We start from the raw sequence: 16,586 nt of genomic DNA, 5'->3' as shown, positions 1-16,586 counted from the left end.
TCATACCTTCTTCCATTGCCGCTCGCGGCTCGAAGCGTAGATGGCTTCGATGGTTTTTTGTACCTCATAGCCTTCGCGGAAATCGGCATGGCCCGTATTTTGGCCTGCGATGCTCAACAGGAAGTCACGCACTTCTATGATTTTCAGATCATTGAAGCCAATCTGGTGCCCGCCAGCCACGCAGAAAGCACCATAAGGTTCGTGATCAGGACCAGCGAAAATCTTGCGGAAACCCTGATGCCCTTTCCTATCTGAGAAAAGAAACAGGTCGAGTTCGTTGAAGCGCTCCTGCGAAAAGAAGATCGAGCCCTTTGAGCCGGATATCTCGAAATCATGCTGCATCTTGCGACCGCTGGCGACCCAGTTCGCTTCCAGCGTTCCGGTAGCACCGTTCCCGAACGACACAAAAGCGTGGCAAATATCATCAACTTCCACCGCTTTCATCTGAGATGACTTGTTGTGGTCGGGACGTTCAGCGATTGCGGTTACGCTTTTGCCCATCACCTCGGCAATCGGGCCTACCAGATAGCGTGCTGCGGCAATGATATGACTGCCGATATCGGCAAGTGCTCCACCACCGCCTGCCGGATCAAGTCGCCAGGTCCATGGAATGCGGTGATCGGCCATGAAGTCTTCGGCGTGGATGCCACGGAAATTTCTGATTTCGCCGATTTCTCCGCTATCGATGATGTCTTTCGCAAGCTTGATCATCGGGTTCTTGAGATAGTTGAATCCGACGGCCGTTTTAACGCCCTTCCGTTCGGCAGCGAGTGTCATTTCAAGGCATTCGGCGGCAGTGGGAGCCAACGGTTTTTCACAATAGACGTGTTTGCCAGCATTAATTGCTGCGAGCGCCATTTCCTTATGAAAGCGGTTTGGCGTGGTGATGTCGACCAGATTGATGGCCGGATTAGCGATCAGGTCGTGCCAATTGCCTGTCGCATGCGCAAAGCCAAGCTGACGCGCTGCGCGTAAGGCAGTGTTTTCATCCACATCGGCCAGCGTATGTAGTTCGACCGTCATCGGCAGGTCGAAAATCCGGTTTACATTTGCAAGGGCGAGAGCATGAGTTTTACCCATGAAACCCGAGCCGATCAGGCCTGCTACAACTGCCATTCTCTCCTCCCAGAGTTAAATTGCATGTGCATTTCGACTGCTGCTTATGTGATTGACATGAGCTAACAGAAATGGAATTATAATTCCACGAGAAATTTCTAATGAATGTTTCATTCTATTAAGGATCGAAGGTCAGATCAAAATTGCCGGGATCAAATGCGTGGAGGCAGCCCCGGAATTAGTTCTGAACAAGGTGCAGACAAATTAACAAACCGGCGGGGAGTGCCGGATAGGAAGGAGTGAACATGAAATCGCTTTTGAAGTCGGCAGTTGCTGGAGTCGCGCTGATGGCGGCGTCGTTCGCAGCGCAGGCACAGGATGTCAGCATTGTGGTTGTGAGCCACGGTCAGGCATCTGATCCGTTCTGGTCGGTTGTGAAGAATGGCGTTGCAGAAGCCGCCAAGGATACGGGTGCAAAGGTCGATTATCGCGCGCCTGAAACATTCGACATGGTGCAGATGGCGCAGCTGATCGATGCTGCAATCAACCAGAATCCGCAGGGCATTGTTGTTTCGATCCCGGATGCGGATGCGCTGGGACCGTCGATTGAACGTGCTGTTGCTGCCGGTATTCCGGTTATTTCGATGAACGCAGGGTCTGATGCATCCAAGAAGCTTGGTGCGCTGCTGCATGTCGGTCAGGATGAGTTCGATGCTGGCAAGGTTGCCGGTGAAGCGCTTAAAAAGGCTGGTGGCAAGAAGGGGATCTGCGTTAATCAGGAAGTCGGCAATGTCTCGCTTGATCAGCGTTGCGCAGGGTTCAAGGAAGGCTTTGGGGACGTAACAGTTCTGCCAACCTCGGCTGATCCGACCGAAAACGAATCCAAGGTTCGTGCAGCGCTTGCGTCTGACACGACGGTCGATACGATCCTGACGCTGAATGCAACACTGGCTGGTGAGCCAGCAGTAAAGGCTGCTTCGGAAAGCGGTCGCGACGGCATTCATATTGCCACTTTCGATATGTCGGCTGGCTTCCTCGAAGCTGTCGAAAATGGGAAAGCAGATTTTGCGATTGACCAGCAGCAGTTCCTGCAGGGTTATCTGCCGGTCGCCTTCCTTGCGCTCAATGCAAAATATGGTCTGATGCCGGGCGGTAATGTGCCGTCGGGTCCGAACCTGATTACCAAGGATAAAGCCAAGCAGGTGGTTGAACTGTCTGCCAAGGGCATCCGCTAACTAGAAAAGCATAACTTTCGAATGCCTCACCCGCCCATGAAAATGGGCGGGAACGGGTATCCATACCCATAAAGCTCGTGACGCTTATGTCGCGTAGTCTGGAGCGCGTTTCTCTCAAGTTGAATCAAAACGGTGCTCTAATGGATTGTTTTAATGCGTATTTTCGCGGATACGTTTGAAGGAGTAAAGCATGAGTGAGCCAACTTCATCAGAGCCGCCCGCTCAGGCCGCCGCAAATGACCCGGCAATCGCTGCTGCGCATCGGGATGAACGGCTGAAGAATGCCAGCGCGCTCCAGCGGATGCTCAGTCGTCCTGAGCTGGGTGCGGTTTCAGGCCTCGTGCTCATCACGATCTTCTTCCTTTCTACAGCCAATCCGGCAATGTTTACGGCTGCCGGTATTATGAATTTCATGGCACCGGCATCGCAACTGGGCATTCTGGCTGTTGCTGCTGCTCTTCTCATGATTGGCGGCGAGTTCGATCTTTCTATCGGATCGATGATTGCGTTCGCCGGTCTCATATTTGCGGCAGCACTTGTTGTTTTGCAGGTGCCACTTGTCGTCGCAATCATTCTGACACTGGTTTTTGCGGCTCTTGTGGGCGCGGTGAATGCGCAAATTGTGCTTAAAACCGGACTGCCGTCCTTTATCGTAACACTTGCATTTCTCTTTATCCTGCGCGGACTTTCGCTCGTCGGCCTCAAATGGGCGACGGGCGGTGCAACGCAGCTGCGCGGTGTAAAGGAAGCAGTTGGCACGAGCTATCTTGCCGGATTGTTTTCGGGTGATGCTTTTCAGGGGCTGTTCGCATGGCTTGCCGAAAAAGACCTGATTGCGAAATTTCCCAATGGCCAGCCGACTGTCAAAGGCGTGCCTGTAGAAGTGCTTTGGTTTATCGGCATCGCATTACTGGCCACTTACGTTCTTGTGCGAACACGCTTTGGCAACTGGATTTTTGCTTCAGGCGGTGATGCGTTGGCGGCGCGCAATTCCGGTGTGCCGGTCCGTCGCGTGAAGACGATCCTGTTTATGTGCACAGCGATGGCTGCTGCACTGGTAGCAATTCTCACTGTGCTTGATGCCGGATCGACGGATGCGCGGCGCGGCTTTCAAAAGGAGTTCGAGGCGATCATCGCAGCGGTTATTGGCGGCTGTTTGCTGACGGGTGGTTATGGTTCAGCCATTGGCGCATTCTTCGGCTCGATCATTTTCGGCATGGTGCTGATCGGCCTGACTTACACGACGATTGATCAGGACTGGTATCTGGTGTTCCTTGGCGGGATGCTACTGATCGCCGTTCTCTTCAACAACTTCATCCGCAAGCGCGCCACTGGCGAGCGATAGGTTTCAGCATTCACGCAGTTTCGAACGGAAAACCGTTCCCACTTTTCCTGAAACTGTGTTGATAAAAGGGATTTGTCATGACAACCCCAATCATTGAAGTTCGTAATCTTGTCAAACACTTCGGCCCGGTTATTGCGCTGAACGGCGTTTCACTGAGCGTGGAACCAGGGCAGGTGCATTGTTTGCTTGGCGATAACGGTGCAGGAAAGTCGACACTGATCAAGACGCTTTCAGGCGTTCATAAACCGACCAGCGGTGAGTTCTTCGTTGATGGAAAGCAGGTTGTCTTCAACAGTCCACGCGATGCGCTGGATCACGGTATTGCGACGGTCTATCAGGATCTTGCTATGATCCCGCTGATGTCTGTGATGCGGAATTTCTTTCTCGGACGCGAACCGACCAAGGGGATTGGACCAGTTCGCTGGTTCGATGCACAGTTTGCCGAAGATGTGACGCGCGAAGAGATGAAGAAGATCGGCATTGATGTGCGCGATCCGCAGCAAGCGGTTGGAACGCTTTCGGGTGGTGAACGGCAATGTGTGGCGATTGCACGAGCGGTTTATTTTGGTGCTAAGGTGCTGATCCTCGATGAGCCGACGTCTGCTCTTGGTGTACGCCAGACCGCTATGGTGCTGAAATACATCAATCTCGTTCGCGAACGTGGGCTCGGCGTCATCTTCATCACCCATAATGTGCGCCATGCCCATGCCGTCGGTGACAAATTCACGGTTCTCAATCGCGGGGCCACGCTTGGAACACGCACCAGAAGCGATGTTGATATGGATGAGTTGCAAAGTTTGATGGCGGGCGGTCAGGAACTGGCTGATCTGTCGTCAGCACTTGGTGGACGTGTTTAAGCCAGTTATTGGAGTTAACAATGAGCGGACAATTGACCGGTAAGGTTGCTGTCATCACCGGCGGCACTCAGGGACTTGGTGCGGCCACCGCGCGGCTTTTCGCAGAACGGGGTGCAAAAGGCATCGTGATTTGCGGGCGTTCAGCGGAGAAGGGCAAGGCACAGGTAAGTGTCCTAGAAAAGCTGGGTGCGAAGGCCGTCTTTGTTCAGGCTGATCTCGAAAAGGTCGAAGATTGCCGCAAAGTAATTGCCGAGGCTGATCGGTCGTTTGGCAGGATTGATATCCTCGTTAATGCGGCAGGGCTGACAGATCGCGGTGATATACTCGACACCACGCCGGAATTGTTTGATCGGCTTTTTGCCGTCAACACGCGTGCGCCGTTCTTCCTCATTCAGGACGTAGTCAAGCTCTTCCGCCGGGACAAGGTAGAAGGCGCGATTGTCAATATATCCTCCATGTCTTCCATGGGAGGTCAGCCCTTCATTGCGGCTTACTGCGCTTCCAAGGGGGCGCTTGATACATTGACCCGCAATATCGCTTATTCGGTGTTGCGCAACCGTATCCGCGTCAACAGCCTCAATATCGGCTGGATGGCATCGGATGGCGAAGATCGTATCCAGCGCGAGTTCCATGGCGCGCCAGCCAACTGGCTTGATGAGGCCGTCAAGGCGCAGCCATTTGGTCGCTTGATCGATCCCGCCGAAGTTGCCCGTGCGATTGCGTTCCTGGCATCTGAAGAGTCCGGCCTGATGACCGGCGCTATCGTCAATTTTGATCAGTCGATCTGGGGCGCATACGATTCGTCACCACATCCTGAAAAGCCACTTTGATGTTCTTGCCAGATTATTCTGTGCAAAATCCTTCATAAATGTGCAGGATTTTTGCACCGGATGGTCAAAAAACTCAGATCTCTCGCGATCCTGCTTGCTCTTACAAATTCTTGTGATTAACCAATCAATCCTTAGATACCGTTGAAATTGCGCTAAAAGGATGAGAAATCGTGGAGCAGGCAACGAGCGGAAAACGCAAAGGCGGACGCAAAGCGCTTTGGGCAGCTGTAGCAGTCATCGCCATCGCCGCAGCAGGTGCTGTCGGATATAAGATCACTCTTGAGAAAACTATCAACGCTCAGCTTGAAAGACGTGGCGGTAAGGCTGCTTCGGTTTCTGCCGACTTTCTCGGTCGTATTCATCTGACCGATGTAGTTCTGCCACTGAAAGACGGAACGAATGTAACAATCGCTTCGATTGAAGGTCGCCCGAAAGTCCTGTTTCTGAATGGTATGTTGGATGCCAAGGGCATCAAGACCGAAATCGCTCAGTTCAAGATTGAGATGCCGAGCGTTCGTGTTGACGATGCGAATTTCGATATCCAGATGTTGCGCGACACCTTCGGTAATGGCGAGCTGAGCCTTGCTGAGCGCGTGGGACGCGTTTCGGCCAAGCGTATGTCAGTGCCGGAAATCAACATTGTTCAGATTCTGAACGATAAGGAACAGAAGACGTCTTATAAGGACGTCACTCTGGAAGACATCGTTCATGGCCATGTCGCGCGCTATTCTTCGAGCGGCGCAACCTTCGATCTTGACCTGTCATTGCCTGATGAAAACGGCACGATCAACGAAGAGCGTATGGCTGGCACGATCGGTGTTTCCGAGGGCAAGGATATCGACGGCGTGTTCATCGCGCGTCTTTATACGGAAAAGGCTGGCCCGAACGATACCGAAGCCAAGCCCGTTTACGGTCCTTTTTCGGCAAAAAATATTGTCGTGAAGAGCACGAAGACGAGCTTCAGCTACGATGAAGTTCGCAGCAATGGCTTTACCATGCGCCTGCCTGCAGAGCCGTTTACGGAAACACTGCAGAAGCTTGAAACTGTCAAGAATATCGAAGACCTTTCGCTAGAAGAGCGTAAAGAGTTCTTCACACGCCTGATCGGCCTCTTCGACACGATCGGCAAGGGCGATGTCGAACTCGTCGGCATGAAAATTCAGCCTGGCGAAGGCAAGGAAGGCGAAGGCAGCATCGACAAGATGGCGATGGCTTTCGACAACAAGAAGCTGGACATGTCGCTGAACGGCTTTTCGGCTGGCAATGGCACAGATTATGTAAAGCTGGAAGAGTTCTCGCTTAAAGGTTTCAACTGGGCGCCTTCGGCAGAAGCGGTGACGAAATTTGCCGGGTTGAGCGACGAGGAAATTGAGAACTTCCCGTTCACAACGATGCTGCCTGAATTTGGCACGTTGGTCGTCAAGGGTATTGATGCCGATTTGCCGGGCGACGAGCATGCCAATGATGACATCGATGTTGAACAGGATCAGGATAGTGCTGCGACACCACCAGCAACCGGTCTGCCTGAACGCATCAAGTTCAGCATGAAGAGCTATGAGCTTGCACTGAACAAGCCATATAACGGCATTCCGACCGATATACGCGTTGCATACGAAGACATGTCTTTGCCGGTGCCAGCGAACAGCAACGAAGAAATGTATCAGCAGCTGCGTAAGCTCGGTTATGATCGCGTGAGTATTTCTTCCAATCTGGAAGCCAATTGGAACGAAGCAGACCAGAGCCTCGTCATCAAGGACCTTTCGGTCAGTGGCAAGGATATGGGCAAGGTTTCCATGTCTGGTCTGATGGGCGGTTTCACCAAGGAGTTTTTCTCCGGTGATAAGGTGCTGGCACAGGTTGCGCTTCTGGGTCTGAAAGCCCGTGAAGTGAAGCTCAAGATCGAAGAGCAGGGCATTATTGCCAAGGGTCTTCAGTTCTATGCCGATGAAAACAACATGACGGTTGATGAAGCGCGCAGCACGCTAACGCTGATTGCGAGCGCAGTACTGCAGGAGCTTGCAGCTGATCAGCCGAAGCTTCAGGATGCGATTACGGCATTCTCCACTTTCATCGCAAAGCCGAACATTTTTGAGCTGACGATCAAGTCCAAGTCCGAAAAGGGTATTGGTGCATTGGAAATGGTTGCTGCATCGCAGGATCCACTCTTAATGCTCGACAAGGTCGATATCGAAGCGAAAGCTGAATAAGGGGCATTATTCCCTTTATCAAATGATCAACAGGAAACGCCGGCTTTGATCAGCCGGCGTTTGCTTTTTTTGAGCGCTTTCAGATAGGGTGGTAGAAGTAAAATCCTCCATCATTCGGATTCACCAAATGCTAAAAAACATAAACCCACTGCTCACCGGATCACTTCTCGAAGTGCTTGCAGATATGGGCCATGGCGACGATCTGGTTATTGTTGACGCCAATTATCCCGCACAGGCTTCTGGTGTGCAGGTTCTGGACTTTCCGGGCATCAGCGCGACTAATGTTGCAGAAGCTGTGCTCTCATTGCTGCCGCTCGACGACTTTGTCGATAAGCCAGCAGCCGTGATGGAAGCACCGAATGAAACGCCTGCGATTTTTGGTGAGTTCGAAGCCATCATCGAGAAGGCTGAAGGACGCAAGATCGCGGTCGATCCGATTGAACGCTTTGCATTCTACGATCGCGCGAGTGCTGCCTATGCAGTCATTCGCTCTGGCGAAAAGCGCCTTTACGGTAATATTATTTTCAAGAAGGGCGTTATTCGCTCGTAACTGAAATAAAATAAGCCCCGCAATGCGGGGCTTTTTCTTGGCGTGGATTTTTATTGCTGTGGCTTAGGCTCATGATGTCCCATCTTGCCCATGTCGCGGTGATGCTGACCTTTCGGACCATGGTGATTGAACTTCTTTGCGCCTCGCAATTCGTGGCGATCAAGTTTGCCGTCTTCGTTGCGGTCAAGGGCCGCAAATTCCTTCTGGCGCTGCTTTTCAATCGCTTCCAGCGTTATCTTGCCGTCGCCCTTCACGTCGAGGCGGCGCTCCATGCGGTCGGCTGCGCGGCTCACCATACGCTTAAGCGCAAGCGCTTCGATTTCATCGCGAGAGAGTACACCGTCGCCATTGGTGTCAGCGGCTTTCAATTCATCCATACGAGAGAATTTCTCAAGATCAATCGGGCCGCGTTTTCCCTTGGCTCCATCATTTTGCGTAATGGAAGTATCCGTCGCTGACTTGTCTGTATTTTCGCTCGATTTATCCTGCGCGAATGCAGGGGCGGATAGCAATGCCGATGCGATTACAGCGATATACAATGTCTTCGATTTCATAGTGCTTTGACTCCATCACTCTATACAAGGGCGCCGTTGATTGGCGTGTGAGTAATGTCGGCCATATTAGGTGAACCTGATATGAACAGGCCAATTAACAATTCGTAATGTTATGATGGATTCTTTGCGAGGCGTCTTTCCCTGAACATAGAGAAGAGGCCCGCAGCCACAACGATGCCCGCGCCGGTGATGACATTCCACGTCAGTTGTTCATGGAACACAAGCACAGCGATGAAAGCGCCGATGACGAGCTGCAAATATGTAAGTGGCTGTACTTCACCGGCTTCAAGAATGTCGTAGGCTCGAATGAGGCAGTAGTGGCTTGCAATTCCACAGGCGCAGAGCGCTGCCATCCACGGCCAATCGTGTGGGGCAATCGATTCCATATGAAACAAGCCGACGGCCGTGAGGACAACCGCGCCGCCGATGCCCGTATAGAAGAAGCTGGTCATTGCGCTGTCGTATTTGCTGACTGAACGCGTTGCGATGACATAAATGGCAAACATCGTTGTCGCAGTCAGCGGGAACAACAGGTTCCAGTCAAAATAAACATGCGTTGGGTCAATAATGAGCAAAACGCCGAACAAACCGACCACGATGGCGGTCCAGCGTCGCCAACCCACTTTTTCGCCAAGGAAGGGCACAGAGAGCATCGTGACGAGCAGAGGTCCAACCTGGAAGATTGATTGCGCCATCGCCATACCAACCCTGCTAAGGCCAAATACGAAGACAACAATTTCCGTTGCGAGCAGCACGCCACGAAAAATCTGCAATACGGGTTTCTTGGTTGCCGCTGCACGGGCAATTCCCCCGGACCGTATGGCAAGCAGAATCACGAAGACGGCAAAAGCCCAATACCGCACCATCGTGATGAAGATGGGCGAGTAATGCGATCCAAGATACTTCGAAATACCGTCCTGCGCAGCGAATATGGCGACGGCAACAAGTGTAAATGTGTAACCAAGGCTTTTGGGGGTCATGGGGCACTCATAATCCCACCGTGCCGGTTTCGCCATGTTTAATTATGCATGGCTGTCGCTAATTATGATCGAGATTATTAGGGAGTCAAAAGAACACTCATCGCCGAACGAACGAATTCTGCCGGATCATCCGGTCATCGTGTAATCAGCGGTAACTCTTTGAAAGAAGAGGAGAAAATGGTGGGTGATGTAGGGATCGAACCTACGACCCGCTGATTAAGAGTCAGCTGCTCTACCAACTGAGCTAATCACCCACTCGCTTCTCCGAGGCAGCGGCCCCGGTGAGGTGAGCGGTTCTATAAAGGCCGCTTTTCTGTCTGTCTAGCCTTCAATCGAAAAAAAACGAAAAAAAGTTTGAGTGATTTTGAAAAGCCCAGAAATGCGCAGTTTTCTGAAAGTGGCTTCTGCACGCATTTCGAGCATAAGCAGCGGCTAATCGTTTTAATTGCTGATGAATGACCATTTGAAAGGAATCAAATCATTCATGATTCTATTTTTGAATCATTTTTTCTGTTCGACGTTGTAACCAGCCTTGCGAATTTCCATATTTGCAAAGCTCGATCAGAATACGTCCAGGCCACGCAAGGCGGGGATTGGCATTGTTCGTTTGGGCTAAATCATCTGCGCTGCAAATGTCGCAGTCATGTCATCAATTTTTGATGCTTGTCTGAGATGCTTCGGCATATAAAAGACTTGATAAGCAAATATGAATTTTGCCATTGAGTAAAAATGCTGCAAGCGTTTGTAACGCGCAGGCAGGCGAGGGGTTCATGCACCGGATTGTCCTCGTTTCAGAAAACCCGAAGTCGCCTCAAATTTGGGGCTGCTTCATAATCCGGTTCGCGGCATTTTGAGGACGGAATGGAAAGCATAATTAGCGATCTCGGGCAGTTCATTTCCGATCATCGGACGTGGGCGGGCCCTATCGTGGGCGTTATCGCCTTCGGCGAGTCTCTCGCTATTATCGGAATGTTCATTCCAGCTACCCCGATCATGCTCGCGATTGGTGGTCTGGTGGGTGCCGGAATCGTGGAGCCCTGGCCAATCATCATCGGTGCGATCATCGGTGCAGTTATCGGCGATATCGTTTCTTATTTCCTTGGCTGGTGGCTTGGTCGCAGCATTATCCATAAGTGGCCGCTGAACAAACACCGTAGCGGTGTAGCGCGTGCGCGCCTGCTGTTCAGACGTTATGGTTTTTCCGCAGTCTTCCTTGGGCGTTTCTTCGGTCCAATACGTTGTACCGTGCCGATGGTCGCGGGTATGATGTCTATGGATCAGAAGCGTTTTCAGACAGCCAATATTCTCTCAGCCATGGTTTGGGCGCCTGTCATGTTCCTGCCAGGCTGGCTTGCTGGTCGCGGTTGGCTTGCTGGTCGCGATTCAGGCGTCTTCGCCAAAGTGAACGGTGACCACATGTTCTGGTTTGTCATCGGCATAACAGTTGTCACTATCGTGGTAACTGTTATCGGCATGCGCTTCTTCAAAGGCCGTCCGCGTCGCGAGCGCAAGCGTGGCGTGCATGTTTCTCCAGCTGAATAGCATATGGTCTTGCGCACGGGCTGCGCGTCTGCATAATGCAGCGATCATATGTTCATATGACAACATGGCATTCAGGAGCAGGCAGAGAGCCTGCTTCGTGTCTCTTTAAAAGGTTCATCGCGCTTTATGCCCGACGACAGTTCTGACGATTCGTCTTCACGAAGTCCCGCTCCCTGTATGGGAGCATCGGACTTAAAGGGCTTTGAGCTTTCTCACGCCGTTTGCAGTTTCTTTTGGCCGATCCGTGTTTCAACGGTTCGGGAGGGAAACGCATGCGGCGTTTTTTCTGTTTCCTTGTTCTTCTGATTCAGAACACCGACCTGCTGAAATCAGATCGGCGTTCTAATTGTTTGTTTTAATCCGCATCTTGTCCGAAAACCGTTCATACTTTCGGGATGCGCCCCTATAGGAGCCGACACATCATGGATTGGTCCATGGACTGGATTGCCGACCCCAATGCCTGGATAGGTCTCGTGACATTGGTGGTGCTGGAAATTGTTCTCGGCATCGACAATCTCGTCTTCATCGCAATTCTGGCCGATAAACTTCCGCCCCATCAGCGTAACCGTGCGCGTATAATTGGCCTTACCCTGGCCTTGCTGATGCGCCTTGTGCTGCTCGCATCCATCTCGTGGATTGTGACATTGCGCGAGCCGTTGATTACCGTGATGGAGCTTTCGTTCTCCGGCCGCGATATCATCATGCTGGTTGGTGGTCTGTTCCTGCTCGCCAAGGGTACGATGGAGCTGCACGAGCGTCTTGAAGGTGCACATGGGCCCAAGAACACCCGCGTTGCACATGCAATCTTCTGGCAGGTCATCGTTCAGATCGTGGTCCTTGATGCTGTCTTCTCGCTTGATAGCGTGATCACGGCTGTGGGCATGGTGCAGCATCTGCCGGTCATGATGATTGCTGTCATTATTGCTATCGCAGTGATGATGCTGGCTTCTCGTCCTCTGATGGATTTTGTCAACAAGCATCCGACGGTTGTTATCCTCTGTCTCGGCTTCCTGATGATGATCGGCTTCAGCCTTGTCGTTGAAGGTTTCGGCTTCCATATTCCGAAGGGCTATCTCTACGCAGCCATCGGCTTCTCGGTGTTGATCGAGGCTGCGAACCAGATGGCGCGCAAGAATCGCGAGAAACTGGTGACGACCAATGATCTGCGCGAAAGAACTGCGGGCGCGGTGCTTCGCCTGCTGGGCGGTTATCGCGACGATAATCCTTTGTCCGATACGGTCGATGTCATCGCACAGCAAACGGCTGCAAGTGACGTCTTCTTGCCAGAGGAGAAAGAAATGATCCGTGGCGTTCTCGATCTTGCAGATCGTCCCGTGCGCTCGATCATGTCGCCGCGAAACGAAATCGAATGGCTTGATCTGGATGAAGATGAAGCGGAGATTCATCAGGCGATCCGCAAGCTTTCCCATTCGCGCGTCATCATTGCCCGTCGTCAGGTTGATGAGTTTGTTGGCGTCGCTTCGGTCAAGGATCTGTTGCTTGATATGAGCGATAAGAAGCCGATTGATTGGGATAATGTCGTCAAGCAGCCGCTCGTCATCCACGAAAACGCGAACGTCCTTCGCGTCATGGAGCAGCTTCGTGTTTCGCCGGTACAGCTTGCTGTTGTGGTGGATGAGCATGGCTCGTTTGAAGGCGTGGTGACGCCGACCGACGTGCTTGAAGCGATTGCCGGTGAATTCCCGGATGAAGATGAAGAAGCTGCCGTCGCAGAATCAGATGGGCAGGGTGGTTATCTGGTTGATGGCTTCACCGATATTCGCCGTCTCAGCAGCATCCTGCAGCGCGATCTGGTCGACGATAGTGATCGTTACACGACACTTGCAGGCTATGCGCTCTGGCATCTCGGTCATCTGCCTTTGGGCGGTGAAAGCTTCATTGCAGATGGGTATCAGTTCACGATCGAAGCGATGAACGGTCGTCATGTCGAAAAGGTTCGCATCAGGCCTGTTGACGACTACGAAGTGTAAAATGGAATAATTTTGCGGGCAGCTATATGGTTGCTCGCAAAATATTTCCCTCTGTTAACTCCCATAAAATAAGTGGGATATTGACTTTATCGCAGAAGCCTTCAAAATTAACACATCGTTCATTGTTGCGGCGAAAGCGTGGCCCGAATGGCCCCCCTGAAATCGTAGCATTGACTGGTGATCGCGAAACGGGCGCGAACTGGAGGCATTTATGAACCGCAAACTTCTATTGCTGGCGCAAAGTGTAAAAGATGCTGTGCTTCGCATGACGGCTTATCTGGAGCAGCCTTGGCGTGGCATGAAGCTGAACGCCGAAGAAATCGCCGAGCGTCGTCGTAGCCGATTAGATCGCGGCGAGCAAAATTTTCTGTGGTGCTGGCAGCATCGTGGGTTTTGGTAACATCTATGTAATGAAAAAAGTTTTGAAAGCCGGGAGCGAAAGCTTCCGGCTTTCTCGTTTTTATTGCGCTTTTTTGCCTGTCTTTGGAAAAATATTCTCAGGCCAATTTTGCCGTTAGATGAGGTTTCCAAGAACGGCTATGAAAGTAGTTTATATATTTAAATCAATGATTTAGATTGATTCTTGCTTGTCTCTCTGTAGATTTGTTTCCCAACAGAAGTCGATTTACGGGCGCTTTGCGCAAGCAAAGTGAGAAGGGTGCGATCTATGAAGAAAATTATTCTATACGCGGCTGTTGCTCTCGGTTTGGGCGCAGCTCCGGTCAACGCGCAGGAGCCAAAGGAAATCCTCAACGTATCCTATGACATTGCGCGTGAGCTTTACGAGCAGGTCAACAAGGCGTTCGTGGCTGACTGGAAGGCCAAGACTGGCGAAGACCTCACCGTCAATCAGTCTCATGCCGGTTCATCCAAGCAGGCACGTTCCATTCTCGAAGGTCTGGAAGCCGACGTTGTTACCTTCAACCAGGTGACAGACGTTCAGGTCTTGCATGACAAGGGCGACCTGATCCCGGCCGATTGGCAGAAGCGTTTGCCGAATAATTCCTCGCCTTATTACTCGTTCCCGGCTTTCCTCGTGCGGGAAGGCAACCCGAAGGGCATCAAAAACTGGGATGATCTTGCTCGTGATGACGTAAAGGTCATTTTCCCTAACCCTAAGACATCGGGCAATGCGCGCTATACCTATCTGGCGGCTACCGCCTACGCCAATGAAGCTTTCAAAGGCGATCAGGAAAAGGTTCATGAGTTCATCGGCAAGATCTTCAAGAATGTGCCTGTGTTCGATACTGGCGGTCGTGGCGCGACGACAACCTTTGCAGAGCGCGGCATCGGTGATGTTCTCGTAACCTTTGAAGCCGAAACACGCGGCACCGAAAAGGTTCTGGGCGAAGACAAGTATGATGTCGTTGTGCCTGAAGTGAGCCTGCTTGCCGAGTTCCCCGTAACGGTGGTCGATAAGGTCGTCGATAAGCGCGGTTCACGCAAGATCGCAGAAGCTTATCTTAATTACCTCTATGCACCGGAAGGTCAGGAGATCCTTGCGCAGAACTTCAACCGCGTCCACGACAAGGATGTGATTGCCAAGCACAAGGATATTTATCCGGATGTACGCCTCGTAACCGTGGAAGATGCTTTCGGCGGCTGGGAGAAAGTGCAGAAAGATCACTTTGCCGAGGGCGGCGTACTTGATCAGCTCTTCACGGCTAAGTAAACAAGACTACCTGGCGAGAGCACCCAGCTCTCGCCTTTCTTTTGGAAAAATCCAGTGTCGCTTCTGAGCATGAAACGCAATTCGGTGCTGCCGGGGTTCGGCCTAACCCTTGGCTGCACTTTGCTTTATCTGGCTATCATCGTAGCCCTGCCTCTTCTGGCAATGATCCTTAAAACTGCAAGCCTTGGCTGGACGGATTTCTGGACCATCGTCACATCGGATCGCGCACTGGCAACCTATCGCATAACGTTAAGTGCCGCCGCCGTTGCCACGATTTTCAACGGACTGTTTGGCTTGCTGTTAGCTTGGGTGTTGTCGCGCTATCAGTTTCCGGGCAAGCGATTGATCGATGCAGCAGTTGATCTGCCATTTGCGCTTCCGACTGCAATTGCCGGTTTGGCGCTGGTGACATTGTTTGCGCCGAATGGCTGGTTCGGGCGCTATTTGGAGCCGTTGGGTATCAAGGTTGCTTATGCGCCGCTCGGCATCATGATCGCGATGTTCTTCACCAGCATTCCTTTTGTCATCCGTACAGTACAGCCGGTGCTGGAAGACATGAGTGCGGATGTAGAAGAGGCCGCCCGCAGTTTGGGCGCCAGTCCGTGGCAGATATTTTCACACATCATCTGGCCAACCATTTTCCCAGCTTTTCTGGCTGGCGCGTCGCTGTCATTTGCGCGCAGTCTGGGCGAGTTCGGATCAATTGTTTTCATCTCCGGCAATCTGCCCTTTGAAACAGAAGTGACGTCGCTGCTCGTCTTTATCCGACTTGACGAATATGACTATCCTGCCGCCGCAGCGTTGGCCTCCGTCATGTTGCTGATGGCGTTCTTCATGCTTCTCGTGACCAATCTCATTCAGGCAAGGCAGCTTCGTTATGCAGACCGTTAGTGCGAGCCTGCAGGCGCGCAATGCGCCCGGACCAGTGCGCAACCTGCTGATCTGGCTTGCGACCATTCTGTCGATCATTTGTATTGGTGCGCCGCTGGCACTTATTTTCTCCTATGCTTTCAGCAAAGGCGTTGGTGTCTTTTTCGGCGAAATCCTCAAACCCGATACGCTGCATGCCATTTGGCTTACTATTCTGACCGCAATTGTGGTCGTGCCGATCAATATGGCGTTCGGTGTCTGCGTTGCATGGCTCGTCACGAAGTTCCGCTTCCCGGGCCGCAGGTTGCTGATCACCTTCGTCGAAATCCCGTTCTCTGTTTCACCGATCGTTGCCGGCGTGACCTATCTCTTCCTCTATGGTTCGCAGGGGCTGCTTGGGCCGCTGCTCGAATCCTATGATGTGAAGATCATGTTCACGGTTCCGGCGATCTTTCTGGTGAGCCTGTTCGTGACATCGCCATTCGTGGCGCGCGAACTCATTCCGCTGATGGAAGTGCAGGGCAGCGATGAGGAAGAGGCGGCGCTTACGCTTGGCGCCAACGCGTGGCAGACATTTTTCTATGTCACGCTGCCCAATATCAAATGGGCGCTGCTCTATGGCGCTGTGCTTTGCAATGCGCGTGTCATGGGCGAATTTGGCGCCGTGTCGGTTGTATCGGGCGCTATTCGCGGGAAGACCAACACGCTACCGCTGCAGGTCGAGCTTCTGTTCAACGACTATAATGTTGCCGGCGCGTTTGCTGCCGCTTCAACACTGGCGGGCATTGCGCTTCTGACGCTCGTTCTTAAGATTTGGCTTGAACGCAAGCAGCATAGCTAAAAAGAAACCACCCGTTCTCTAGAGCGCCGGGCGTCCTATTGGACGCCCAAAGGTCG

General features: G+C 52.2%; 15 protein-coding genes and 1 tRNA gene. 12 read left to right on the top strand and 4 right to left on the bottom strand.

The genetic code is table 11. The annotated features are described in order from the left end of the window. A complete protein-coding gene (locus tag C9380_RS07900; protein WP_128093332.1) occupies nucleotides 1-1,116 on the bottom strand; it encodes a Gfo/Idh/MocA family protein in 1,116 nt (371 codons plus the stop codon). A 245-nt stretch (nucleotides 1,117-1,361) separates the two neighbouring features. Here C9380_RS07900 and C9380_RS07895 point away from each other — a divergent pair, with 245 nt between their 5' ends. From C9380_RS07895 to C9380_RS07870, 6 genes are all read left to right on the top strand, one after another. Beyond that, complete coding sequence (locus tag C9380_RS07895) at nucleotides 1,362-2,291, top strand: sugar ABC transporter substrate-binding protein (protein WP_100558806.1); 930 nt, start codon at nucleotides 1,362-1,364, stop codon at nucleotides 2,289-2,291. Between the two features lie 190 nt (nucleotides 2,292-2,481). Continuing rightward, nucleotides 2,482-3,636 carry an ABC transporter permease gene (locus tag C9380_RS07890; RefSeq protein WP_210249755.1) on the top strand — a complete coding sequence of 385 codons (1,155 nt, stop codon included), beginning with the start codon at nucleotides 2,482-2,484 and terminating at the stop codon, nucleotides 3,634-3,636. Nucleotides 3,637-3,713: 77 nt separating this feature from the next. Continuing rightward, nucleotides 3,714-4,493, top strand: coding sequence for an ATP-binding cassette domain-containing protein (locus tag C9380_RS07885; RefSeq protein ID WP_100558807.1), 780 nt, complete (start codon nucleotides 3,714-3,716; stop codon nucleotides 4,491-4,493). Between the two features lie 20 nt (nucleotides 4,494-4,513). Further along, a complete protein-coding gene (locus C9380_RS07880) occupies nucleotides 4,514-5,323 on the top strand; it encodes an SDR family oxidoreductase (protein ID WP_128093331.1) in 810 nt (269 codons plus the stop codon). Nucleotides 5,324-5,493: 170 nt separating this feature from the next. Then, nucleotides 5,494-7,530: an aq_1923 C-terminal domain gene (locus C9380_RS07875; protein WP_128093330.1), complete on the top strand. Its 2,037-nt coding sequence runs from the start codon at nucleotides 5,494-5,496 to the stop codon at nucleotides 7,528-7,530. Between the two features lie 127 nt (nucleotides 7,531-7,657). After that, complete coding sequence (locus tag C9380_RS07870; protein ID WP_128093329.1) at nucleotides 7,658-8,080, top strand: RbsD/FucU family protein; 423 nt, start codon at nucleotides 7,658-7,660, stop codon at nucleotides 8,078-8,080. Nucleotides 8,081-8,130: 50 nt separating this feature from the next. Here the strand turns inward: C9380_RS07870 and C9380_RS07865 are convergent, their stop codons facing one another. The 3 genes from C9380_RS07865 to C9380_RS07855 form a co-directional block, all read right to left on the bottom strand. After that, nucleotides 8,131-8,634, bottom strand: a complete 504-nt coding sequence (locus C9380_RS07865) for an EF-hand domain-containing protein (protein WP_100558811.1) — start codon at nucleotides 8,632-8,634, stop codon at nucleotides 8,131-8,133. 110 nt (nucleotides 8,635-8,744) lie between these two features. After that, nucleotides 8,745-9,614: a DMT family transporter gene (locus tag C9380_RS07860; protein WP_128093328.1), complete on the bottom strand. Its 870-nt coding sequence runs from the start codon at nucleotides 9,612-9,614 to the stop codon at nucleotides 8,745-8,747. Nucleotides 9,615-9,792: 178 nt separating this feature from the next. After that, nucleotides 9,793-9,868 (bottom strand) — tRNA-Lys (locus C9380_RS07855). Nucleotides 9,869-10,475: 607 nt separating this feature from the next. Between C9380_RS07855 and C9380_RS07845 the strand changes: the two genes are divergently transcribed. The 6 genes from C9380_RS07845 to cysW all read left to right on the top strand — a co-directional run bounded on the left by C9380_RS07845 (nucleotide 10,476) and on the right by cysW (nucleotide 16,530). Then, nucleotides 10,476-11,156 carry a DedA family protein gene (locus C9380_RS07845; RefSeq protein ID WP_024898897.1) on the top strand — a complete coding sequence of 227 codons (681 nt, stop codon included), beginning with the start codon at nucleotides 10,476-10,478 and terminating at the stop codon, nucleotides 11,154-11,156. A 422-nt stretch (nucleotides 11,157-11,578) separates the two neighbouring features. Further along, a complete protein-coding gene (locus C9380_RS07840) occupies nucleotides 11,579-13,147 on the top strand; it encodes a TerC family protein (protein ID WP_128093327.1) in 1,569 nt (522 codons plus the stop codon). Nucleotides 13,148-13,358: 211 nt separating this feature from the next. Next, nucleotides 13,359-13,547, top strand: coding sequence for a hypothetical protein (locus C9380_RS07835; RefSeq protein ID WP_024898899.1), 189 nt, complete (start codon nucleotides 13,359-13,361; stop codon nucleotides 13,545-13,547). A gap of 267 nt (nucleotides 13,548-13,814) precedes the next feature. Continuing rightward, nucleotides 13,815-14,819, top strand: a complete 1,005-nt coding sequence (locus C9380_RS07830) for a sulfate ABC transporter substrate-binding protein (protein ID WP_024898900.1) — start codon at nucleotides 13,815-13,817, stop codon at nucleotides 14,817-14,819. Nucleotides 14,820-14,888: 69 nt separating this feature from the next. Then, nucleotides 14,889-15,710 (top strand): sulfate ABC transporter permease subunit CysT, encoded by an 822-nt coding sequence (gene cysT / locus C9380_RS07825; RefSeq protein ID WP_024898901.1) that lies wholly within the window; start codon nucleotides 14,889-14,891, stop codon nucleotides 15,708-15,710. Further along, on the top strand, nucleotides 15,697-16,530 hold the full coding sequence (gene cysW / locus C9380_RS07820; protein WP_024898902.1) for a sulfate ABC transporter permease subunit CysW: 834 nt from the start codon (nucleotides 15,697-15,699) through the stop codon (nucleotides 16,528-16,530). Before cysT ends, cysW begins: the two co-directional genes overlap by 14 nt. The last annotated feature ends 56 nt before the right edge of the window (nucleotides 16,531-16,586 follow it).

It is taken from the genome of Brucella pituitosa, assembly GCF_003049685.1.
GTDB classification, from domain to species: domain Bacteria; phylum Pseudomonadota; class Alphaproteobacteria; order Rhizobiales; family Rhizobiaceae; genus Brucella; species Brucella pituitosa.
The sequence above is the reverse complement of the archived record's forward strand: the minus strand, read 5'-3'. Positions and strand labels throughout refer to the sequence as shown.